The sequence below is a fragment of the Streptosporangium pseudovulgare genome (assembly GCF_014648055.1).
GTDB classification, from domain to species: Bacteria; Actinomycetota; Actinomycetes; order Streptosporangiales; family Streptosporangiaceae; genus Streptosporangium; species Streptosporangium pseudovulgare.
Genome location: NZ_BMQJ01000011.1, coordinates 1 through 22,690, shown reverse-complemented (window position 1 = coordinate 22,690; position 22,690 = coordinate 1). Strand labels below are relative to the sequence as shown.

General features: G+C 72.9%; 18 protein-coding genes. 13 read left to right on the top strand and 5 right to left on the bottom strand.

Translation table 11 applies throughout. From position 1 onward, the window contains the following. Positions 1-174 precede the first annotated feature (174 nt). From IEZ10_RS21555 to IEZ10_RS21525, 7 genes are all read left to right on the top strand, one after another. Complete coding sequence (locus tag IEZ10_RS21555) at positions 175-633, top strand: SRPBCC family protein (protein ID WP_189248317.1); 459 nt, start codon at positions 175-177, stop codon at positions 631-633. A 112-nt stretch (positions 634-745) separates the two neighbouring features. Next, positions 746-1,528, top strand: coding sequence for a class I SAM-dependent DNA methyltransferase (locus tag IEZ10_RS21550; protein ID WP_229811488.1), 783 nt, complete (start codon positions 746-748; stop codon positions 1,526-1,528). Next, positions 1,525-2,655 carry a DegT/DnrJ/EryC1/StrS family aminotransferase gene (locus IEZ10_RS21545; RefSeq protein WP_189248316.1) on the top strand — a complete coding sequence of 377 codons (1,131 nt, stop codon included), beginning with the start codon at positions 1,525-1,527 and terminating at the stop codon, positions 2,653-2,655. Before IEZ10_RS21550 ends, IEZ10_RS21545 begins: the two co-directional genes overlap by 4 nt. Before the next feature lie 161 nt (positions 2,656-2,816). Further along, positions 2,817-4,037 carry a class I SAM-dependent methyltransferase gene (locus IEZ10_RS21540; RefSeq protein ID WP_179818043.1) on the top strand — a complete coding sequence of 407 codons (1,221 nt, stop codon included), beginning with the start codon at positions 2,817-2,819 and terminating at the stop codon, positions 4,035-4,037. Positions 4,038-4,318: 281 nt separating this feature from the next. Further along, positions 4,319-5,587, top strand: coding sequence for an acyltransferase family protein (locus IEZ10_RS21535; protein WP_189248315.1), 1,269 nt, complete (start codon positions 4,319-4,321; stop codon positions 5,585-5,587). 219 nt (positions 5,588-5,806) lie between these two features. Beyond that, positions 5,807-7,462: an MFS transporter gene (locus IEZ10_RS21530; RefSeq protein ID WP_189248314.1), complete on the top strand. Its 1,656-nt coding sequence runs from the start codon at positions 5,807-5,809 to the stop codon at positions 7,460-7,462. Positions 7,463-7,921: 459 nt separating this feature from the next. Then, positions 7,922-9,169: a cytochrome P450 family protein gene (locus tag IEZ10_RS21525; RefSeq protein WP_189248313.1), complete on the top strand. Its 1,248-nt coding sequence runs from the start codon at positions 7,922-7,924 to the stop codon at positions 9,167-9,169. Positions 9,170-9,449: 280 nt separating this feature from the next. Here IEZ10_RS21525 and IEZ10_RS21520 read toward each other — a convergent pair whose 3' ends face one another. Next, positions 9,450-10,457: an NAD-dependent epimerase/dehydratase family protein gene (locus IEZ10_RS21520; RefSeq protein ID WP_189248312.1), complete on the bottom strand. Its 1,008-nt coding sequence runs from the start codon at positions 10,455-10,457 to the stop codon at positions 9,450-9,452. Continuing rightward, the gene (locus tag IEZ10_RS21515) at positions 10,454-11,800 is read right to left on the bottom strand and encodes a nucleotide sugar dehydrogenase (protein WP_189248311.1); all 1,347 of its coding nucleotides are present in this window, start codon (positions 11,798-11,800) and stop codon (positions 10,454-10,456) included. Before IEZ10_RS21515 ends, IEZ10_RS21520 begins: the two co-directional genes overlap by 4 nt. Positions 11,801-12,180: 380 nt before the next feature. Here IEZ10_RS21515 and rfbH point away from each other — a divergent pair, with 380 nt between their 5' ends. Both rfbH and IEZ10_RS21505 read left to right on the top strand, forming a co-directional pair. After that, positions 12,181-13,485, top strand: a complete 1,305-nt coding sequence (gene rfbH, locus IEZ10_RS21510) for a lipopolysaccharide biosynthesis protein RfbH (protein WP_189248310.1) — start codon at positions 12,181-12,183, stop codon at positions 13,483-13,485. 127 nt (positions 13,486-13,612) lie between these two features. Further along, positions 13,613-14,929, top strand: coding sequence for a nucleotide disphospho-sugar-binding domain-containing protein (locus tag IEZ10_RS21505; protein WP_189248309.1), 1,317 nt, complete (start codon positions 13,613-13,615; stop codon positions 14,927-14,929). A gap of 255 nt (positions 14,930-15,184) precedes the next feature. On the opposite strand, the gene IEZ10_RS21500 is transcribed toward IEZ10_RS21505, so the two are convergent. Further along, complete coding sequence (locus IEZ10_RS21500; protein WP_179818035.1) at positions 15,185-16,636, bottom strand: extracellular solute-binding protein; 1,452 nt, start codon at positions 16,634-16,636, stop codon at positions 15,185-15,187. A gap of 480 nt (positions 16,637-17,116) precedes the next feature. Between IEZ10_RS21500 and IEZ10_RS21495 the strand changes: the two genes are divergently transcribed. The 4 genes from IEZ10_RS21495 to IEZ10_RS21480 all read left to right on the top strand — a co-directional run bounded on the left by IEZ10_RS21495 (position 17,117) and on the right by IEZ10_RS21480 (position 22,047). Next, a complete protein-coding gene (locus tag IEZ10_RS21495; RefSeq protein ID WP_189248506.1) occupies positions 17,117-17,524 on the top strand; it encodes a YciI family protein in 408 nt (135 codons plus the stop codon). Then, on the top strand, positions 17,521-18,666 hold the full coding sequence (locus IEZ10_RS21490) for an RNA polymerase sigma factor (RefSeq protein WP_189248308.1): 1,146 nt from the start codon (positions 17,521-17,523) through the stop codon (positions 18,664-18,666). Before IEZ10_RS21495 ends, IEZ10_RS21490 begins: the two co-directional genes overlap by 4 nt. A 265-nt stretch (positions 18,667-18,931) precedes the next feature. Next, positions 18,932-20,509, top strand: a complete 1,578-nt coding sequence (locus IEZ10_RS21485) for a class I SAM-dependent methyltransferase (RefSeq protein ID WP_189248307.1) — start codon at positions 18,932-18,934, stop codon at positions 20,507-20,509. A gap of 20 nt (positions 20,510-20,529) precedes the next feature. After that, a complete protein-coding gene (locus tag IEZ10_RS21480) occupies positions 20,530-22,047 on the top strand; it encodes an FAD-binding oxidoreductase (RefSeq protein WP_268246344.1) in 1,518 nt (505 codons plus the stop codon). An 86-nt stretch (positions 22,048-22,133) separates the two neighbouring features. Here the strand turns inward: IEZ10_RS21480 and IEZ10_RS21475 are convergent, their stop codons facing one another. Together IEZ10_RS21475 and IEZ10_RS21470 are read right to left on the bottom strand one after the other, a co-directional pair. Next, the gene (locus tag IEZ10_RS21475) at positions 22,134-22,439 is read right to left on the bottom strand and encodes a winged helix-turn-helix domain-containing protein (RefSeq protein ID WP_189248306.1); all 306 of its coding nucleotides are present in this window, start codon (positions 22,437-22,439) and stop codon (positions 22,134-22,136) included. Next, positions 22,436-22,600, bottom strand: a complete 165-nt coding sequence (locus IEZ10_RS21470) for a hypothetical protein (protein ID WP_189248305.1) — start codon at positions 22,598-22,600, stop codon at positions 22,436-22,438. Before IEZ10_RS21470 ends, IEZ10_RS21475 begins: the two co-directional genes overlap by 4 nt. Positions 22,601-22,690 lie beyond the last annotated feature (90 nt).

The following is a 22,690-nucleotide window of genomic DNA, read 5'->3' as shown; positions in this document are numbered from 1 at the left end:
CTGGGCCTATAGGCTCTTCATGATCCCCGGCCGTGACCGCTGTCGCGGGCCGCGGGGCGACGGCGAGCCGGCCCATCCGGGTTTTCGACACGCCGGCGGACGGCGGAGCCGGGCGGGCCGGCTTCGATCCGTGCAGAAGCCATTTCTTCCCTCAGGTCCGAGAAAGGACGACACATGACGAGCAGGATCGAGATCACTCGAACCTTCGATGCGCCGCGCGAGCTGGTGTACGCCGCCTGGACCGAGCCCAAGCACTTCACCCACTGGTGGGGCGCCCCGCTGGACACGATCTCCATGGACGTCCGCCCCGGCGGTGAGTGGCGCGCCACGATCGTCGTCGACGAGCAGACCCAGGTGCCCTTCGCCGGCGTCTACCGCGAGGTCGTGCCGAACGAGAAGCTGACCTACAGCCTTCTGGACCTGAGCGACGACGCCGAGAAGGAGGCGGCCCGCCAGCAGCGGGACGGCGACACCGAGGAGCTGGTGACCGTCACCTTCGTCGACGCTCCCGGCGGCACCGAGCTGACCTTCGTGCAGGAGGGCAACCTGCCCGAGGACGAGGTGCCGCGGGCCACCGAGGGCTGGGGCTACTTCTTCACCGCTCTCGACGAGTACCTCAAGAGCGTCAAGTAACGCGGGGCGCGGTCCCGCGTGACGCGGCCGGGGCGGGCGGAGGGACCCGCCCGCCCCGGCCGCCGCGCCGTACGACATCGGGCGTTCACCGTCCGGGCCGGTTGGAGGAGCAGTGACCACTGACACCATCGCGAGGAACACCTCCGGCGACAGCGCGCCGGGGCACCGGGGCGCCAACGTCTACGGTGAGGAGGTCAGCGAGATCTACGACCTCCTCTACAAGAGGCGCGGCAAGGACTACGCCGCCGAGGCCGCCGTCATCGCCGGCCTGATCCGCGAGCGCGCGCCGCACGCCGCGTCGCTGCTCGACGTGGCCTGCGGCACGGGGGAGCACCTCGTCACGCTGCGGACCATGTTCGGGCACGTCGAAGGGGTCGAGCTCTCCGACTCGATGCGGGAGCGGGCGCAGGGGAAGCTCCCCGGCGTGGCCGTCCACTCGGGGGACATCCGGGACTTCGACCTGGGCCGCACCTTCGACGCGGTCTGTAGCCTCTACGGCACGATCGGCTACATGTCCTCCCAGGCGGAGCTGGACGCCGCGATCGCCGCCATGGGCCGGCACGTGGCGCCCGGCGGCGTGCTGATCGCCGAGCCGTGGTACTTCCGCGAGGGGTTCGCCGACGGCCACATCGGCGACGACATCGTCCGCGAGCCGGGCCGTACGGTGACCCGGCTGGCGACCTCGGTGCGCACCGGGAACGTCGTCCGCGTGGAGGCCCACTACCTGGTGGCCGACGCCGCCGGGGTGCGGCACTTCGAGCACGTCCAGGTGATGAACCTGTTCGGCCGGGACGAGTACGCGGCGGCCTTCGCGCACGCCGGCTTCGAGCCCGTCCGCGTGGAGCCGGGCGACCTGCTGGCGGGACGGTCGCTGTTCGTCGGCGTACGGCGATGATCCCTCTGTTCCGCACCGCGGTCGCGCCCGGCACGGCCGAGCGCGTCACCGCGGTGGTCGACAGCGGCCGGTTCGGTCACGGACCGGCCGTCGAGGAGTTCGAGCGCGCCGTGGGCGCCCGGGTGGGCAACCCCAGGGTCGCCGCGGTGAACAACGGCACCTCCGGCCTGCACCTCGCCCTGCGGCTGGCGGGCGCCTGCGCCGGCGCCCCGGGCGCCCCCGACGGGCCGGGGGAGGTGCTGAGCACGCCGTTCACCTTCGAGGCCACCAACTGGAGCATCCTCGCCAACGGCATGCGCCTCACCTGGGTGGACGTCGATCCGGCGACGCTGAACGTCGACCTGGACGACCTGGCGAAGAAGATCACACCGGCGACCCGCGCGATCATGGTGGTCCACTGGGCCGGCTTCCCGGTGGACCTGGTGCGGCTCGCCCGCATCCTCGACGACGCCGAGGCCGAGTACGGCTTCCGGCCGGTGGTCGTGGAGGACTGCGCCCAGGCGTGGGGGGCCACCTGCGCCGGTCTGCCGCTGGGCGGCCACGGTAACCTCTGCGTCTTCAGCTTCCATGCCACCAAGCACCTGAGCTGCGGAGGCGGCGGTCTGCTGACCCTGCCCGACGAGGAGTCCCTGCTGCGCGCCCGCCGGCTGCGCTTCTTCGGCATCGACCGGGACGCCGACCGGGTGAACGCCGACTACGACGTGGCCGAGTGGGGCTACAACTTCTACATGAACGAGATCAACGCGGCGATCGGGCTGGCGAACCTGGAGACGGTGGACGAGCGGGTCCGGCTGCACCGGCTGAACGCGGCGTTCTACGACGCGGAGCTGGCCGGTGTGGCGGGCCTGGAGCTCACCGCGCGGACCGAGGGGCTTGAGCCGTCGTTCTGGCTGTACCCGGTGAAGGTCGACGACCGTGCGTCCTTCATGCGCAAGATGGCCGGCGCGGGCGTCACCGTGAGCGTGGTCTGCCGCCGCAACGACGAGCACGGCTGCGTGGCGGACGCCAGGACGCCGCTGCCGGGCGTGGACGCGGTCCACGACCGGGTGGTCAACATCCCGGTCGGCTGGTGGCTGACGCCGGAGGAACGGTCGCACATCGCCGAGACGATCAAGTCCGGCTGGTGAGACCCGGGCGGCGTTTCCCGGGCACCGATGAAAACCCCTGAAAATTCCCGGCGACCCCTCTGAAAAACCCCGTAAAAAGCATCCGGAATTCCCCGGAAAGAGGGGTTGGCCAGCGCAATCACCGATAAAGGGCCCGCGTCGCCCGGTGTTAACGTCGGGTCATGCATAATCCCTGTCGAATCTGTGGCGGAACCGTCAAGGGGTCGATCGACCTCGGGCGCCACCCCCGTGGAAACGCCTTCCCTCGACCGGGGGAGACGGCGGACGAGTTCTTCTACCGGCTGGTCGTCGGAATGTGCGACGTGTGCACGATGGTCCAGCTGCTGGAGGACATCCCGCAGGAAGTCCGGTATCACGATGAATACCCCTACCACGCCTCCGGGTCGGCCATTCACCGGCGGCATTTCGAGGAGATCGCCCAAGGATTCCTCGACACCGAGCTGACCGGCCCCGACCCGTTCGCCGTCGAGATCGGCAGCAACGACGGGGTCATGCTCGCCAGGATCGCGCGGGCCGGCGTGCGCCACCTGGGCGTCGAGCCGTCCCGGCAGGTGGCCGAGATGTCGAGGGCCAAGGGCGTCCGGGTGCTCCCGGAGTTCTTCGACGAGGGAACCGCGGAGCGGATCCGCGCCGAGCACGGCCCCGCGGACGTCATGTTCGGGGCCAACGTGATCGCGCACATCTCACACCTGGCCTCGGTGCTCCGCGGCGCCGCCCTGCTGCTGGCCCGCACCGGGGTGTTCGTCTTCGAGGAGCCCTACCTCGGCAGCGTCGTCGAGAAGACCGCCTTCGACATCCTCTACGACGAGCACTCGTTCGTCTTCTCCGTCCGGGCGATCCAGGCCGCGGCCGAGCGCTTCGGCCTCGAACTCGTCGACGCGCGGCCCATGGAGATCCACGGCGGCTCGATGCGCTACACCCTGGCCCCGGCGGGGGCGCGGCCGGTCTCACCCCGGGTGGGCGAGCTGCTGGAGAAGGAGGCCGCCCAGGGGCTCGGCGAGCACGCGACCCTGGAGGAGTTCGCCCGCCGGGCGCGGACCGTCCGCGACGACCTCACCGCGCTGGTGCGGGACCTGCACGCCCAGGGCAAGCGGATCGTCGGCTACGGCGCGCCCGCGAAGATCACCACGGTGACGAACTACTGCGGCATCGGCCCGGACCTCATCCCCTTCGTGTGCGACTCCACGCCGTCGAAGCAGGGCCGCCTGGTCGCCGGGACGCACATCCCGGTCAGGGCCCCGGAGGCGTTCTCGGCGGACCACCCCGACTACGCGCTGCTGTTCGCCTGGAACCACGCCGAGGAGATCATGGCCAAGGAGCGGGAGTTCGCCGAGCGCGGCGGCCGGTGGATCCTCTACGTGCCCGACGTCCACATCGTGTGAGGTCGTGCGCGGTCGCCCGGCGAGGCCCGGTGACGCCGGGGCGGTCGGGATATCCGGCGGCGCCCGTGACGCCGGGGCGGTCGGGGACGTCCGGCGACGCCCGGTGACATCGGGGCGCCCGTTTGTCAGCACGTGCGGAGATGCGTCCCCGGAAGGGAAGCGCGAATCATGGTGACCGTCCGGTCGCCCCGATCCCGCGACCGCCCCCGGTTCCCCACCTCGCCGGCCAGGGCAGCCCCGCAGACTCGCCGGCCAGGGCGGCCCAGAAGAAAGGAAGAGCCATGGTGTCCGTGGCAACGTCATCCGGCCAGGCCGGCGCTCCGGCCGAGCGCCGCCCCGATCTGCCAGCGCTGACGGGGATGCGCATCATCGCCGCACTGCTGGTCTTCCTCTGCCACGCCGTGCTTCCGGTGACCTCCGGAAACCACAACCCCCCGATGCCGTACGGCGACCAGGGGCTCACGATGAACCTGCTGTGGTTCTTCTCCGCGGGCGGGCAGATCTCCCTGTCGTTCTTCTTCCTCCTGAGCGGGTTCATCATCACCTGGTCCACCCGCCCGGGTGACCGGGTCCTGGCGTACTGGCGCCGCCGCGTCGTGAAGATCTTCCCCAACCACGCGGTCACCTGGGCGCTGGCCATGGTCCTGTTCGCGGGGGCCTACACGCCGTACTGGGGCCTGCCGAACCTCTTCCTGGTCAACTCCTTCTCGCCCGACCCGGCGCTGTGGGGCGGGGCCAACATGCCGGCCTGGTCGCTGGGCCCGGAGATGTTCTTCTACCTGCTGTTCCCCCTGCTGATCATCCCGATCAGGAAGATCGCCGAGAACCGGCTGTGGCTGTGGGCGGTCGTCACGGTCGCCGCGATGGCCGCGCTCTGCCTCATCACCGTCTACGTCATCCCGGACTCCCCGACCTACCCCGGTGAGCCGCAGTCGCTGCCGCAGTTCTGGTTCAGCTACATGTTCCCGCCGGCCCGCCTGGTCGAGTTCGTCCTCGGCATGATCGTCGCCCGCCTCGTCATCAGCGGCCGGTGGCCGCGGATCGGCGTCGTGCCCGTCGTGCTGTTCATGATGGTCGGCTACGCCGCCGCGCTGGTGGCCCCCGCCCCGTTCAACCAGACGCTCGTCTCGGCGGTTCCGTTCGCCGTGGCGATCGGCTCCCTGGCCATGACCAACATCGGCGGCACCCGAACCGTGTTCGGCAGCAGGCCGATGGTCTGGCTGGGCAACATCTCCTTCGCCTTCTACCTGACCCAGTCCTTCATCCTGTTCTACCTGCTCCCCAAGCTCTTCGGGCAGGCCGGCTACGGCGTCGTGGGCGGCACCGCGCTCATCCTCGGGATGGTCGCCGCCAACATCGTCGCCGGGTGGGCGCTGCACACGCTGGTGGAGAGGCCCGCGATGCGCTGGTGGAGCGGCTCCCGCAGGACCCGCGCCCCCCGCGGTGAGGTCCGGGAGGCCCCGCCCGCGCCCGCGCCCGCGCCGGCGCCGGTGCCGGCCGGCTCCGCGAGCTCCGCGAGCTCCGCGAGCTCCGCGAGCTCGATCGACTAGCCGGGTTCGCCGTACGGCGGGGGCTGCCACGGCGGAGATCGGAAAAGAGCGCAGTCTGGCGGAAGCGCAGAGGGGGGCGCCGCCGGGAGACTGGCCGGTGCGCATGCCACCGCGGGAGCACCGCGGGGGCGTGCGCACCGGAACGCCGACCTGACAACGACCCTCCGGCCGCGCCGTCGGATCCGCCGGCCGGGGGCAATGCCGAAGGAGGGATCTCCGATGGACACCACCCCCGAGGCCGGAGCCGTGCGCGCCGGCCCGCGCCAGTGGGCCGGACTGGCCGTGCTGGCCCTGCCCACCCTGCTGCTGTCGCTCGACATGAGCGTCCTGTACCTGGCCCTGCCGCACCTGAGCGCCGAACTGGACGCCACCGCCACCCAGCAGCTGTGGATCACCGACATCTACGGCTTCCTCATCGCCGGGTTCCTGGTCACCATGGGCGGCCTGGGCGACCTCGTCGGCAGGCGGAAGCTGATGCTGATCGGCGCGGCCTGCTTCACCGTCGCCTCGGTGGCGGCCGCCTACTCCACCAGCGCCGAGATGCTGATCGTCTCCCGCGCGCTGCTCGGCGTCGCCGGGGCCACGCTGATGCCCTCCACCATGGCGCTGCTCGGCAACATGTTCCCCGACCCCCGGCAGATGGGCACCGCCATCGCCGTCTGGATGAGCTGCTTCATGGGCGGCATGGCGCTCGGGCCGCTGGTCGGCGGACTGATGCTGCAGCGGTTCTGGTGGGGCTCGGTGTTCCTGCTGGCCATCCCCGTCATGGCGCTGCTGCTCATCGCCGGGCCGCTGCTGCTCCCCGAGTACCGCGACCCCGCGGGCGGGCGTCTCGACCTGGCCAGCGTGGCGCTCTCCCTGGCCACCATCCTGCCGTTCGTGTACGGCCTCAAGGAGCTCGCCAAGCACGGCTGGGAGCCGCAGTACCTCCTGGCCATCGCGGTGGGGATCGTCGTCGGCGTCTTCTTCGTGCGCAGGCAGCGGACCCTGGAGACGCCGCTCCTGGACCTGCGCCTGTTCGCGCACCGCACGTTCCGGGCCGCCCTGGTGGTCATGGTGCTGGGCGGGGCCGCCAGCGGCAGCTTCTTCCTCGTCAGCATGTTCCTCCAGACCGTGAAGGGCATGTCGCCGCTGGAGGCGGGGCTCTGGCTGGTGCCGTCGACGGGCGCGACCATCGCCAGCGTCATGCTGGCCCCGGTCGTCGCGCGGCGGTTCCGCCCCGGCCACGTCATCGCCGCCGGCCTGACCATCACCGCGGTGGGCTATCTGATGCTGAGCCAGGTGGACGGCTCCACCGGGATGGCCTTCGTCCTGACCGGCCTCATCGTCGGCGCCGTCGGCGCCGGCCCCATGGGAGCGCTCGGCACCGGACTGATCTTCACGTCCGTCCCGCCGGAGAAGACCGGCGCGGCCTCGGCGATCTCCGAGACCGGCGGCGAGTTCGGGATCGCGTTCGGCGTCGCCGTGCTGGGCAGCGTCGGCGCCGCCGTGTACGGCAGCCAGATCACCGTTCCCGACCAGGTCCCGGCCGCGGCGGCCGCCGCCGCCCGGGAGGGCATCGCCGGCGCCGTCGGCGCGGCCGAGCAGGTGGGCGGCACCCTCGGGGCCGAGCTGCTCACCGCCGCCCGAGAGGCGTTCACCACCGCGATGAACTCCGCCACCGGCGCCAGCGCCGCGCTGGCCCTGGCGCTGGCCGTCGTGGCGGCGATCGCGCTCGGGCACGTGCCGCCCACCGGACAGGCGGAGGCCGCCGGGGGCGCCGAGGGCGGGCCGGAGCAGGCGGGAGACGCCGCCGCGACCGCCCAGGACGGGCGGTCCGGCGAGCACTCCGCGCCCGCGGGCGCCGCCGCCGAGCCCGCGAACGCCTCCGGCTGACGCCGGAACCGCCCCCGGCCGAGGCCGGGGAACACCTCCGGCCGCGTCCGGAGAACGCCTCCGGCCGAAGGCCGGAACCGCCCGGCGGCCACGCGTCCCGTGGCCGCCGCCGGCGCGTGAGGGCCGTGGAGCCGCCACGGCCGGAAGCCGCCACGCCGCACCCCCGGCGTGGCGGCTTTCTCATGCGGTCCCCCGGAGCGGCCGTACCGGGCTCAGGGGTTCCCGAGGATCCCGCGGGACCCGGCCCGCGGGGCTCCCGGTCATTTCGTATTCGGAATTGCTGACTTCCCGCATCGCATTCCCGGACACTTTCCGGGCGGCCCGGATGGAAATAGCCTTGGAATGTGGCGCCATGCCGGGGCGGAATTACCATCCGCCGGCGGCGTCGTATTCCCCGCATATCTTCTCATGGTGTTCCGACACCACGACCAGCTCCACCACGAAACCCGGGAGACATCCGTGGAAAGACGCTGCCCTGTCCTCGACACCACCGGCCGAGACCTCCACGGGGAGACGGACCGCCTGCGCGCGCTCGGCCCCGCCGTACCCGTTGAGCTCCCCGGAGGCGTCATCGCGTGGTCGGTCAACCGCCACGACGTCATCAGGAGGCTGCTGACCGACCCCAACGTCACCAAGAGCGCCCGCAACCACTGGCCCGCGTTCATCAACGGCGAGATCCCGCCCGACTGGGAGATGATCAGCTGGATCGCCATGGACAACATGGTGACGGCCTACGGCAAGGACCACGTCCGGCTGCGCAGGCTGGTCGGCAAGGCGTTCACGCCACGCCGTACCGAGGCGATCAAGCCGCGCATCGCCGAGCTGACCGGCGAGCTCATCGACGCCCTGGCCGCCGTCCCGCCCGGCGAGGTCGTGGACCTGCGCCAGCGCTTCGCCTACCCGCTGCCGGCCCGCCTGGTGGCCGACCTGATCGGCATGTCCGAGGAGGCCCGGGTCGAGACCGCGAAGGTCATCGACATGATGGTGGACACCACCGTCACCCCCGAGCAGGCCCAGGCCATCCTGATGGGCTGGCGCGGCGCGATGGAGGAGCTCATCGCCGAGAAGCGCCGCAACCCGGGCGAGGACATCACCAGCGACCTGGTCGCCGCCCGCGACGAGGACGGTTCCCGCCTGTCGGAGGTCGAGCTGACCGACACGATCTTCGCGATCCTCGGCGCGGGCTCCGAGACCACGATCAACTTCTTCGACAACGCCATCACCGCCCTGCTCACCCACCCCGACCAGCTGGAGCTGGTCAGGTCGGGCCGGGCGAGCTGGGACGACGTGATCGACGAGACCCTGCGGGTGGAGTCGCCGCTGGCGCACCTGCCGCTGCGCTACGCGGTCACCGACATCGAGCTCGACGGCGTCACCATCCCCAAGGGCCAGCCGATCCTCGTCAACTACAGCGCGGTGGGGCGCGACCCCGCCCTGCACGGCGACGAGGCCGGCCGCTTCGACATCACCCGGCAGGACAAGGAGCACCTGTCGTTCGGCCACGGCCCGCACTTCTGCCTCGGCGCCGGCATCGCCCGCGCCGTCGCGACCATCGGCCTGTCCTCGCTGTTCGAGCGGTTCCCCGGGCTGAGCCTGGCCGCGGACCGCCGGGACCTGCAGCCGCTGCCGACGTTCATCATGAACGGCCACCGCGCCCTGCCGGTGCGGCTGACCGCCCAGGTGCCCGCCGGGGCGGGCGCCCGCTGAGCGCCTTCTGACGAGAACCCCGCGCGGCCACCGGCCGGGCCCCCTGTCCGGGGGCCCGGCCGGACCCGTGCCGGCCTTCTTCCGGGCGGCGGAGGTCCCGTACCGGCCTTCTCCCGGGCCGCGGAGGTCGGAGATTCCGTACCCCCGCCGAGGCTCCGGGAACGCGAAAGATCCGGCCGGCGCGTGCCGCGCCGGCCGGATCTCCCATGTGCCGCCCGCCGGAGGACGCGGACGGCGGTCCCGTCCGCCGGAGGACGCGGACGGTGGTCCCGCCTTGGCCCTACCGGCCGTCCCCGCCGGTGGCCCCGCTGTCGGGCAGGGCAAGCCACCAGGGGTTGGCGCGGGCCCAGGCGATGGTCCTGGCCAGACCCTCGCGCAGGGGCGTCCCGGCCTCCCAGCCCAGGATCCGGCGCGCCTTGCCGCTGTCCGGGATGCGCCGGGGCACGTCCTCGTAGCCGGACCCCAGCTCAGCCCGGGTGTCCACCGCGACGCTCGTCGTGCCGGCGCCGGTGAGCGCGGCGACCAGCCCGGCCGCGTCGCCGACGGTGGTCTCCTCCATGCTGCCCAGGTTGAACGTCTCCCCGGCCGCGGCCGGGTGGGAGGCGGCCAGCAGGGTCCCCTCGACGGCGTCCCCGACGAACGTGAAGCAGCGGGTCTGCTTGCCCCGGTCGTACACCACGACCGGGCGCCCGTTGAGCGCGCGGTGGATGTTCCGGCTCACCACGAACGCCGGCCGCTGCCGGGGCCCGTAGGCGTTGAAGTACCGCACGATCGTCGCCTCCAGCCCGTGCTGGCGGCCGAACGCGAGGGTCAGGTGCTCGGCCAGCGCCTTGGCCGAGGAGTAGGTCCAGCGGTCGGCGGAGGTCGGGCCGAGCACCCGGTCGGCCTCCTCCGACCACGGCACGTCGGGGTTCTTGCCGAACACCTCGCTGGTGCTCGCCACCACGACCCGGGCCCCGACGGCGGCGGCCCGCTCCAGGACGTTCCTGGTGCCCTGGAAGTTGATGTCGATGACGTCGAGCGGGCGGGCGAGGTACTGGTCCACCCCCACCACGGCCGCGAGGTGGTAGACCACGTCCACGCCCCTGGTGATCGCCTCGGCGAGGCCGCCGGGGTCGCGGACGTCCCCCCGGACCTGCCGGGCGTGCTCGCGGGCGAGCCGCTGGTCGTCCGGGAGCGGCCCGCTGTCGAAGACCGTCACCTCGTCGCCCCGGCCGATGAGCCGCTCCACCAGGTGGCTTCCCACGAACCCCGAGCCGCCGGTGACGACGGCGCGTACCGGGCTCACCGCCCGATCCCGCGGTAGACGTATCCCAGCCGCCGAAGCTCGGCGATCTTCTCCTTGGGGTAGTAGGCGCGGCCGTCCAGGAGCAGGCACGAGGACGCCACGGGCAGCGCGGCGAAGTCGATGTCGCGGAACGCCCGGTGCATGGCCAGGACCGCGACGCAGTCGGCGCCGCGCACCGCCTCCTCCAGGGTCCCGGACGGCCGCAGCTCCAGCTGCTCCTCGGCCTGCACCGGGTCGACCAGCGGGTCGAAGGCGCGCACCTGGACGCCGGCCTTGCGCAGGGCCGTGACGACGCCCTCCACCGGCGTCGCCCGCAGGTCACCGGTGTCGTTCTTGAACGCCAGCCCCAGGATGGCGACCGTGCAGTCCGCGGGATCCTTGCCGAGCCGCAGCAGCTCGTCGACGACGAGCTGCGTCGTGTACTCCGGCATCGCGGTGTTGACCTCGCGGCCGAGCGGCGCGGTACGGATCTCCACCCCGCGCGTGCGGGCGGTGTGCCAGACCATCCACGGATCCTTCACCAGGCAGGAGCCGCCGACCCCGATGCTGGGCAGCAGGATGTTGACGTTGCCCGTGCCCTTGGGGACCGTGTTGGCCGCCGCGATCACGTCCAGCACGTCCACGTCGAACGGCGCGCAGAACTTGGCGAGCTCGTTGGCGAGCGCGATGTTCAGGTCGATCCACCAGTTGTCCGCGAGCTTCACGATCTCGGCGGTCTCCGGGGAGGCGACCGGGATGACGTCCACGCCCAGGCCGCCCCGCCAGAACGCCGACGCGGCCAGCGTGCTGTCCTCGTTCACCCCGCCCACGGTGATGGGGAGCGCGCGCAGCTCGCGCAGCGCGGTGCCCTCGGCGAAGCGCTCGGGGGAGAAGGCGAGCCCGAAGTGCTCGCCGGCGCGCAGCCCGCTCCGCTCCAGCAGCGGCCGCACCAGCTCCCTGGTGGTGCCCGGCGGGACGGTGCTCTTGACCACCACCAGCTGCCCCTCCCGCAGGTGGGAGCCCAGCCGGGCGCAGGCCGCGCGCAGGTGGTCGTCGAACAGCGAGCCGTCGGGATGGACCGGGGTGCTGACCGCGATGAGCACGACGTCCGCCGCGCGGACGGCGGAGTAGTCGGTGGTGGCCGTCAGCCGCCCGCCGGCCACGGCGCCCGCGATCAGCTCGGCCAGGCCCTTCTCCTGGTAGCGGCAGTGGCCGCCGGCCAGCTCGTCGACCAGGTCGGCGTTGATGTCCACGCCCGTGACGTCCCAGCCGCGGTCGGCCAGGAGCGCCGCGATGCACGAGCCGACATAGCCGAGCCCCACGATCGCGACTTTCGGGTCTTGCCGGTCGGGTAGGAAACGCATCGACGCTCCTATCGGAAGAAATAATGAGAATTGATTTCCGTGGTCAGGGCGCGTCCATTTTCGTTTCCGTCCGTCGATCGCCCTGGCATGCGTCTTCTAGCGCATCGTCATTCTTGGCCGTCCCGCGCCGCATCTCCTGGATTGCGAGATGGGATGGGGTGCGGGCCGCCCGGAAACCCGGCAATCCACAAGATGCGCGGCCCGGCCGCCGTGGCGAATGCTGGGGCGGTGCGGCCGGAAAGGCACCCCTCCGCGCCCGGCACCCGCGGCCCCGCGAGGCGCCGGTCACGGCGGCCGGGGCGCCGGCGGCGCCGTTCCCACGCGCCGCGGCCGCCACGCCGGAAGGCCCCGGCACCCGCCGATCGAGACAAGGACCGTACATGAACGATCACAAGGCTCTGATCCTGGACGAGGTCCGCAAGTATCACCAGGACGTCCAGACCAGCGGGGAGTTCGTGCCCGGGGTCACCGAGATCTGGCCGACCGGCGCGGTGCACGACGTCGAGGACCGGGTGGCACTGGTCGAGGCGGCCCTGGACCTGCGCGTGGCGGCCGGGAGCCGGGCGCGGAGGTTCGAGTCGGTCTTCGCCCGGAAGATCAAGCGGCGCAAGGCCCTGCTGACCAACTCCGGCTCCTCGGCCAACCTCCTCATCGTCTCCGCCCTGACCTCCCAGAAGCTGGGGGACATGCGCCTGCGGCCGGGCGACGAGGTGATCACGGTCGCGGCGGCCTTCCCCACCACGGTGAACCCGATCCTGCAGAACGGCCTGGTCCCGGTCTTCGTGGACGTGGAGCTCGGCACGTACAACCCCACGGTGGAGGCCGTAGAGCGGGCGATCGGGCCGAAGACGCGGGCGATCATGATCGCGCACACCGTCGGCAACCCGTTCCCGGTGGCGGAGATGGCGCAGCTCGCCGCGGAACACGACCTCTTCCTGATCGAGGACAACTGCGACGCCCTGGGGTCGAAGTACGACGGCGAGCCGACCGGCACCTTCGGCGACATGGCCTCCATCAGCTTCTACCCGGCGCACCACATGACGATGGGGGAGGGCGGCTGCGTCGTCACCTCCAACCTGGCCTTCGCCCGCATCGTGGAGTCGCTGCGCGACTGGGGGCGCGACTGCTGGTGCGAGCCCGGTGAGAGCAACACCTGCCTCAAGCGCTTCAGCTACCAGATGGGCACGCTGCCGGAGGGCTACGACCACAAGTACATCTACTCGCACGTCGGCTACAACCTGAAGATCACCGAGCTGCAGGCCGCGCTCGGCCTGAGCCAGCTCGACAAGATCGACGATTTCTGCGCCGCGCGGCGGCGCAACTGGCGCCGGCTGCGCGAGGGACTCGACGGCGTCCCGCACCTGGTGCTCCCCGAGGCGACCCCGCGCAGCGACCCGAGCTGGTACGGCTTCGTCCTCACCGTGGACCCGCAGGCGCCGTTCGGCGCCAAGGAGCTGGTGGACTTCCTGGAGGACCGCCGGATCGGCACCCGCCGGCTGTTCGCGGGCAACATCATCCGGCACCCGGCCTACACCGACCGGGAGTACCGGATCGTCGGGGAGCTCACCAACACCGACGTCATCACCACCCAGACGTTCCACATCGGCGTCTACCCCGGCCTCACCGACGAGATGATCGACTACGTCGTCTCCTCCATCAAGGAGTTCGTGCGGGCACGCGGATGACCGGCCGGACCGGGCCCGGCGGCCCGCGCCGATGACCGGCCGCGCCGTGCCCGGCGGCCTCCGCGGCCCCCACGGGGTCCGGACGCCCAAGGCCACCAGGTAAGCGATGTTCCAAGGGAGACAGCCAATGCGCGTAATGCTCAGCGTCTGGCCGCAGACGTGCCACCTCTACCCCGCCATCCCCTACGCCCAGGCGCTGCAGCTCGCCGGGCACGAGATCTGCGTCGCCTGCCCCCCGGGCGCCGCCGACGACATCGTCGCCGCCGGCCTGACCGCGGTCGTCTGCGGCGAGCCCGAGACCGACGGCTGGCTCCGGGACGACATCCACCCCAAGGCCGACGAGATGGAGCGCCTGGCCGCGCTCCTGGAGATCCCCGACGCCGAGCGCGACAACTGGGACGTCTTCTTCCAGTACTACATGATGGCCGTCCGCTTCCACCTGCCCTCGCGGCCCAGCAGGCAGAACGAGGCACTGGTCGAGTTCGCCCGCTCCTGGAAGCCCGACCTCGTCCTGTGGGACCCCTGGTTCCCCGCCGGGGCCGTGGCGGCCCGCGCCAGCGGCGCCGCGCACGCCCGGGTGCTGATGGGCCCCGACTACAGCGGCTGGGCCGTCGAGAGGTTCGCCGCGCACGCCGGCCGTACCGGCGCCGGGCAGGCGGTGAACCCGCTGGCCGAGGCGGTGCGCCCGCTCGCCGCCCACTACGGCGTCGAGGTGGACGATGAGCTGCTGGTCGGCCAGTGGACCGTCGACCCCATGCCCGCGGAGATGCGGCTGTCCACCGGCATCGCCTCGCTGCCGGTCCGCTGGAGCCCCTACAACGGCGGCGGCGTCAAGCCGGCGTGGCTGTACGGCAGGCCCGAGCGGCCCCGCCTGGCGCTGTCGGTCGGCCTGTCGACCCGCGCGTACCACAAGGGGGAGTGGCGCACCCCGAAGATCCTGGAGGCGGTCGCGGACCTGGACGTCGAGGTGGTCGCCACCCTCAACGCCGACCAGCTCGAAGGCATCGGCGCCATCCCCGACAACGTGCGCACCGTCGACTACGTCCCGCTCGTCCAGCTCCTGCCCACCTGCTCGGCGAGCATCAACCACGGCTCCAGCGGCACGTTCTGGGCCTCGGTGGCCGCCGGCCTGCCGCAGATCATCACCGACACCGACGAGCCGCAGCGGGTCGTCGTCGCCGACGGTGAGAACAGCAAGATGGCCGAGCGGCACATCCTCTCCAAGGTGGCGGCCCGCTACGTCGAGGCCCGCCGGGCGGGCCTGCGGCTGAACCACCAGACGCAGACCGTCGAGGAGGTCAGGGAGCAGATCGTCGCGGTGCTGGAGGACCCGGCCTACCGCGCCGGCGCCGACGCCGTCCACGGCGAGTGGCTGGCCAAGCCCGGACCGGGCGAGATCGTCGCGGACCTGGAGAAGCTCACCGCCGAGCACCGGCGGCGCTGACGACCCGCGCGAGGGCCGGGGCGGGCACGGTCCGCCCCGGCCCTTTTCGCGTGCGCGGAGTCGGGCGCGCGCCGCCTCCCGATGCCGTGGCCGCGCGGGGAGCCGGGTACGCGCGAGGGATCCCGGGCACACGGGAAGGGTCCCGGGCACAGGGGAAGGGTCCGGGGCACACGGGAAGGGTCCCGGGCGCCGTCCGCGCCCGGGACCCCTCAGGTCCTCCGTCCCCCGGCCGACGGGACGCCGGCCGGCGGAGCGTCAGCCGTTGAGCCGCACGACCGCCTCCATGTCGGCCGCCGAGTAGTCGCGGCCGGCCGCGGCCTCGCTGAACGCCTCCACGCTGAGGCTGTGGGTGGGGCTGTTCTCCGGGTCGCGGAACCCGGAGGTCAGCGCGTACTCGTTGTAGACGTCCAGCAGCCGCTGCGCCTCGACGTCGGCGAAGGCGAAGCGCTCCTGCGGGTCGGCGTCGCGGGCCAGGATGTCGCCCATGGCGCGGGTCATGACGTCCTGGTTGCCGGCGAAGTCACCGAAGATCGCGCCCTCCGACGCGGGCACCCGCCCGGCCAGCTCCGGCCGCTGCCGTACGGCGCCGGCCGGGAACCGCATGACGTGGTCGTAGGCCACCCGGTGGCGGGGGTGCCGGTCGAACCAGCCCTCCTCCTCCAGCAGCGCGGCCGAGGAGTAGGTCAGCGGCAGGAAGCTGTTGGCCCGGTGCCGCTCGGCGGCGTACTCCGGGTTGTGCAGGTACTGCAGGAACGCCAGCGCCCCCTCCTGGGTCGCCTCGTCCAGGCCGTTGGCCAGCCACAGGGACGTGCCGGCGATCGCGTTGCCGACGTAGGGCACCCGGTCGTTGTAGGGGAAGATCCCGACCTCCATCTCGAAGTCGTTGTCCTCCGCCGCCCGGTGCATGTAGTTCACGTCGTTGGAGGAGGAGATCCGGATCGCCACGTCCTGCTCGGCGAAGGCCCGCAGCGTCCCGGCCCAGTCGGGGATCTTGCCGGTGTAGAGGTAGTGGCCGTCGCGGTGCAGCTTCTTCCACCACGTCGCCCAGGCCACCATCTCCGGCGAGGCCATGGTGGAGGTCGTGGCCCGGCCGGCGCGGCCGTTGTGGTTGTCGACGAGCAGGCCGCCCTGCGACGCCACCGCCTGCTGGATGAACGTGCCGTGGTTGGACCAGGTGATGGCGTGCGAGGGGCCGCCCGCCGTCGCGGCGACCGCCCGGCAGACCTCCTCGACCTCCTCCCAGGTCTCCGGCAGCTTCGTCACCCCGGCCCGGCGCAGCAGACCCTTGTTGGCGTACAGCAGGCTCGTGGTGGCCACCGTCGGCATCGAGTCGAGGTCGCCCTGGTAGGTGTAGTAGTCGCGGATCGGCGGGATGATGTCGTCGATCACGACAGGCTCGCCGAGGATCTCCGTACGGCCGCCGATGGCCTTCTGCACCGAGGTGAACAGCGGGCTGCCGTCCTGCGCCAGGGAGTCGCGGGCCACCTGGGTCATGTAGAAGTAGTACTCCGAGATCGCCGGGGTGCGGCCCTCGGCCGCCGCCTCCGCGACCTGGCGGGGGAAGCGCCAGAAGTCCTTGCCGTGCACCCGCACCTCGTACTCGGGGTGGGCCCGCTCGAAGTCCTCGCCCTGCTTGTACCAGCGGTCCATCCAGCCGGGAAAGGTCAGGTCCGGCACCCACACCTCGATGGGAATCCTGCGTTTCATGTGACCTCTTTCTGCTTTCGGGGCTTTCACGGCGCGTGGCCGTGGGCGCGGTCGGCTCGCGACCGGCCGGCGGCCGGTCCGCGCACCGGCGAACGGGGATGCGCACAGGAAGGTCGCGGAAACGGACCGGGAAAGGGCCCGCCCAGCGTCCATGATTTGCCGCCGCAGGAACGCCCGCATCTCCGTGGTTGCGGAGAAGACACCGCCGTCTCCGGGACGGCCGCGAGGCACGCGCCGGCCCGGGACGGAGCCGGAGAACCCCAGGAAGGGGGCTCCGCGGCGAGCCGTCCGCGTGCGGGCGGGTTCCCGTCCGGCGGGGTGGACGCCCCGGGGTGGTGACGGCCGGAAGCGGGTCCCGGAACCCGGTGCGCCGAAATCCATCGGAGAAAAATGCCGGCGGGATGTCGAGAACCCGCGCGCGGCTCCGTCCCCGGAGTGAGCACGGCCACAATGGGGCCGTACCGTACCGAGGAGAACACGATGGCCAAGTACCTGCTTCTCAAGCACTACCGGGGCGCGCCGGCGGCGGTCAACGACGTGCCGATGGACCAGTGGACGCCGGAGGAGGTCTCCGCCCACCTGCGGTACATGCAGGACTTCGCCGTGCGGCTTGAGGGCACCGGCGAGTTCGTCGACGGCCAGGCGCTCTCCCCGGAGGGCACGTTCGTCCGCTACGACGGCGAGGGGCGGCCGCCGGTCACCGACGGCCCGTTCGCGGAGACCAAGGACCTGATCGCCGGCTGGATGGTGATCGACGTCGAGTCCTACGAGCGGGCGCTGGAGCTGGCCGGCGAGCTGTCCGCGGCTCCGGGCGCGGGCGGGAAGCCGATCCACGAGTGGCTTGAGGTGCGCCCCTTCATGGCCGAACCGCCCACGGTGACCGAGTGAACGAGTCGCTGCTGCGGGAGCTGGTGCCCGCGGTGATCGGTGTCCTCGTCCGTCGCGGAGCGGACTTCGCGGCGGCTGAGGACGCCGTGCAGGACGCCCTGGTCGAGGCCGTGCGGGTGTGGCCGGAGGACCCGCCGCGGGACCCCAAGGGCTGGCTGGTCACCGTGGCCTGGCGCAAGTTCCTCGACGCCGCCCGCGCCGACGTCTCCCGGCGGCACCGCGAGGCGCGCGTCGAGGACGAGCCCGCGCCCGGCCCGGCCGGGGCGGTGGACGACACGCTCCAGCTGTACTTCCTGTGCGCGCACCCGTCCCTGACACCGGCCTCGGCCGTCGCGCTCACACTGCGCGCGGTCGGCGGCCTGACCACGCGCCAGATCGCGCAGGCATACCTCGTGCCGGAGGCGACCATGGCCCAGCGGATCAGCAGGGCCAAGCGGACCGTCTCCGGCGTCCGGCTCGACCGGCCCGGTGACGTCGCCACGGTGCTGCGCGTGCTCTACCTGGTCTTCAACGAGGGCTACTCCGGCGACGTCGACCTCGCCGCCGAGGCGATCCGGCTCACCCGCCGGCTGGCGGCCAGGATCGACCATGAGGAGGTCGCGGGCCTGCTCGCGCTCATGCTGCTCCACCACGCGCGGCGTCCGGCGCGGACCGGCCCCGACGGCAGGCTCGTGCCCCTCGCCGAGCAGGATCGCGGCCTGTGGGACACCCGGCTGATCGCCGAGGGCGTCGAGGTGCTCCAGGCGGCCCTCGGCCGCGACCGCCTGGGCGAGTTCCAGGCCCAGGCCGCCGTCGCCGCGCTCCACGCCGACGCCCCGACGGCGGAGGAGACCGACTGGGTGCAGATCGTCGAGTGGTACGACGAGCTGGTGCGCCTCACCGGCAGCCCGGTGGCCCGTCTCAACCGGGCCGTCGCGGTCGGCGAGGCCGACGGCCCGCGGGCCGGACTGGCCGCCCTGGCGGGGCTCGACCCCGCCCTGCCCCGCCACACCGCCGTCACGGCGTACCTGCGCGAGCGGGACGGCGACCTGGCGACCGCGGCACGGCTCTACGCCGAAGCCGCCCGGTCGGCGCCCAGCCTCCCCGAACGCGACCACCTCACGCGACAGGCCGCCCGGCTCAACGCACGGTTGCGCGGCTGAGCGGCTGGGCGGCTGGGCGGCGCCGCGCGATCGCCCGGCTCAACGCGCGGCTGGGCGGCGCCGCGCGATCGCCCGGCCCGCATGGCCCGAACGCGGCGCCGCACGCCGGGAGATGCCCGGCTCCGGAGGCCGGTGTGATGCTGAAGGGCGTCGTCCGCCACCGCGCCCGCGGCGGCGTTCCACGCCGGACCCGCGGTACGGACCTCCGCGCCCGCGGCGGCGTCCCGCGCCGGACCCGCGGGATGGACCTCGCGAAAGGACCGCAATGAGCGTTGACAGCACGTACGCGACCGGCACCCGTGCGACCGCCGGTGCCCTGGTGGAGGAGTTCGCCGCCGCGCCGGACGCCGGGGTGCGGGAGGCGTACCGGCGGCTGGTCGAGGCGGTGTGGGACGGCGGCACGCTGACCGGCCTCGCGCTGCCCGCCGCCTCCGAGATCGTGGACGGCCTGGACCGGGCCGGCGACGACCGGGCCGGCCTGCTGGCCGTCCTGCTCGGGCTGCTCACCGAGGCCGAGGCGTACGTCCCGGACAGCCCGGTGCGCGCCGCCGTACGGCAGGGCATGGACCGCTACCTGGACCTGCTGGACCGCTGCGAGCCCGACGAGCCGCTGGCCCAGGGGCTGATCTACCTCCTCGCGCACTTCCCCGAGGACCGCGACCGGATCCTCGCCCAGGTCTCCCGGCTGGAGCTGCCGGTGGACGACCTGTCGCGGCTGGACCGGTGCCTGCGCGAGCTGGACCCGGCCGACCCCGACCTGGGCCGGGTGTGGCCGGCGCCGTCGGTGTGGCGGCTCACCGACGAGGAGCGGGCCTTCGACAGGGCGTGGATCGCCTCCCTGAGCCCCGAGCAGATCACGGTGAACTGGCGCAACGACACCCGCAACGTCTGGGCCTACATGGGCGCCAAGGCGTACTGGACGGTGCGCGACGGCGTGCCCGCGGCGATCCCCCGCGTGCCGCACCCCGCCGACACCGGCGCCACCGTGCCGCCCGCCGCCGAGGCCGGGCCGGAGCTGCTCCGCCCGCACGCCGCCGCGTTCCGCTGCCCCGCCTGCCACGACGGCCTGGACTTCGGCGCCGGCAGCGTCCGCTGCGAACGCTGCGCGGTGACCTACCCCGTCACCCGCGGCATCCTCGACCTGACCGAGGGCATCAGCGACGCCGCCGCCGGCACCGGCGACGAGGCGTCGGCCAACCTACTGCGCAAGCTCGCCGAGATGCCGACCATGGGCCTCTACTACGAGGCCCTCATGCGGCCGGAGTTCCTGCGGGTCGCCGGATCCAACTGGGACGCGGCCGTGACGCCCGCCGCCGAGGACGCCTACATCGCCGCGCACGTGCGCCCCGTCGACGGCCCGGTGCTGGACCTGGCGGCCGGCGCGGGCCGCTGGACCGGCGTCATCGCCCAGGCGGTCGGCGCCGAGCGGCTGGTCGCCCTCGACATGGGCCTGCCGATGCTGAACACGCTGCGCGGCAAGCTGCCCGAGGTGCCGGCCGTACGGGCCAGCGCGCTGGAGCTGCCGTTCGAGGACGCGAGCCTGGGCGCGGTGGTCTGCTGGAACGCCCTGCAGGCGTTCCCCGACGACGCCGGTACGGCCATCGCCGAGGTGGGCCGCTGCCTGCGCCCCGGCGGCACCTTCACGCTGATGACGTTCGTGTGGGACACCGACCCCGTCTACCGGCACTTCCAGGCCGCCCACTCCTTCCCCGGCCGCCCCGCGGGCATGCTGCTGTTCGAGGCCGAGCAGCTGCGGACCTGGCTGGCCGAGGCGGGGATGGTCATCCGCGAGGAGTCGGGCAGCGGGACGTTCGTCTTCATCACCGCCGAGCGCGCCGCCTGAGCCGGGAAGGAGAGCCGCACGTGAGCGCCGACGTCACCACCGGCCCCGCCGACGTCACCACCGCCGCCGACCTCACCGCCACCGCCGCTGAGACCGACGGCCACGCCGCCGCCGAGGCCACCGGGGACGCCGTCGCCGTCTCCGAGGCCGACGGCCACGCCGCCGGAGACGCCGTCACCGCCGTCGCCCGCCCCGGCGAGCCCGGCTACGACGCCGCGACCGCCGTGTTCAACCTGGCCGCCCCGCCCCGCCCGGCGGCGGCGGTCGTCGCGCGGACCGTCGAGGACGTCCGCGCGGCCATCCGCCTCGCCGACGCCGAGGGGCTGTCGCTGCGGGTGCACACCACCGGCCACTCCGCCCCCGCCGCCCGGCCCATGCGCGACGCCCTGCTGATCCGCACCGAGATGGACGGCGGGGTGGAGGTGGACCCGATCCGCCGGGTCGCCCGCATCCCCGCCGGAACGCGCTGGGGCGTCGTCGCCAAGGCCGCGGCGCCGTACGGCCTGGCCGTCGCGCACGGCTCGTCCCCGACCGTCGGCGTCGTCGGCTACCTGCTGGGCGGCGGCCTGAGCTTCTACGGCCGCAAGGTCGGCCTGGCCGCCAACAGCGTCCGCGCCGTCGAGCTGGTCACCGCCGACGGCGAGCTGCGCCGGGTGAGCCTGGGGTCCGACCCGGACCTGTTCTGGGCCCTGCGCGGCGGAGGCGGCGGCTTCGGCGTCGTCACCGCGATCGAGGTGAAGCTGTTCCCCGCCGTCCAGGTGGTCACGGGAACGACCTGCTGGCCCGCGGCCCACGCCCGCGAACTGCTGCGGACCTGGCGGCGCTGGACCCTGGACGCGCCCCCCGAGGCGACGACCTCCGTACGGGTGCTGAACCTGCCGAAGATCCCCGACGTGCCGCCCATGCTGTCGGCGGGTCCCATCCTGTGCGTGGACGGCGCGGTGCTCGCCGAGACCGGTGACGACGTGGCCGCCGCGCGGCGGTACGCCGAGGAGCTGCTCGGCCCGCTGCGCGCCGTCGCCGAGCCGGTGCTCGACACCTGGCAGCTCACCGAGCCGGTGGACCTGCTCGACACGCACATGGACCCCTCCGACCCGGTCGCCGTCATCGGCGACCACATGCTGCTGGGCGACCTGGGCGACGAGGGGATCGACGCGCTGCTGCGGGTGGTCGGCGAGGGCTCCGGCTCGCCGCTGATCTCCGCCGGCCTGCGCCAGCTCGGCGGCGCGTACGCCAGGCCGCACCCCCAGGGCGGCGCGCTCGACCACCTCGACGCCCCCTACGCCTACTCGGGGGGCGGGGTTCCGGACCTCACCGGCACCGCCGAGGCCATCACCCGGCACATCGCGACCGTCCGGGAGTCGCTCGCCCCCTGGGACACCGGGTGGACGACGCCGACGTTCGTGGAGTCGCACGCGCAGCCACAGCGGCACCTCACCGACGGCCGGATCGCCGCCGCCGACCTCGTCCGCCACCGGGTGGACCCGGCGGGCCGCTTCCGCGACGACATCATGCCCGGCGCCACGAAGCTGGGCTGAGCACCGCCGCGCCGGAGGAGAAAGCACGGGCCGCCCCGGCCCGGGTCACCCGAGACCCGGCCGGGGCGGTGTTCCCGGACGCCGGCTCAGTCGCCGTGGGTTCCCTCCGTGATCCGCCGGAGTACGGACGTGTAGTCCTGGAAGGCGCTGCGGCCCTCGTCGGTCAGCGCCAGCCAGGTCCGGGGGCGTTTGCCGACGAAGCCCTTCGTCGCCCGCACGTAGCCCGCCTTCTCCAGCGTGGAGATGTGCTTGGACAGCAGCGAGTCGCTGACCTCGATCGTGTCGCGCAGGAAGCCGAACTCGACCGTTTCCGCCGCCGCGAGCATGGCCATGATGGACAGCCGCACCGGGGCGTGGATGATCTCGTCGAGCGCGTGCCGTGGATGGCTCACCGTTCCTCCGCGGAGCGTGACAGACGCACCGCACCGTACAGGAGAGGAGCGGTCGCGACCAACGCGACCAGCACGTCGGCCACCGTCCACAGCGGTCCTCGTTCCTGCGGGCGCAGGAACATGTTGTAGACCGCTCCGATCACGGTCGTGTCGGGTCTCATGATCTGCGTGACAGATCGTGCTCAGGACCTGTGTGACACTTCGCCGAGTGCTGGCGGAGTTGAGCGTGGTCGAGCAGCGGTACCAAGCCG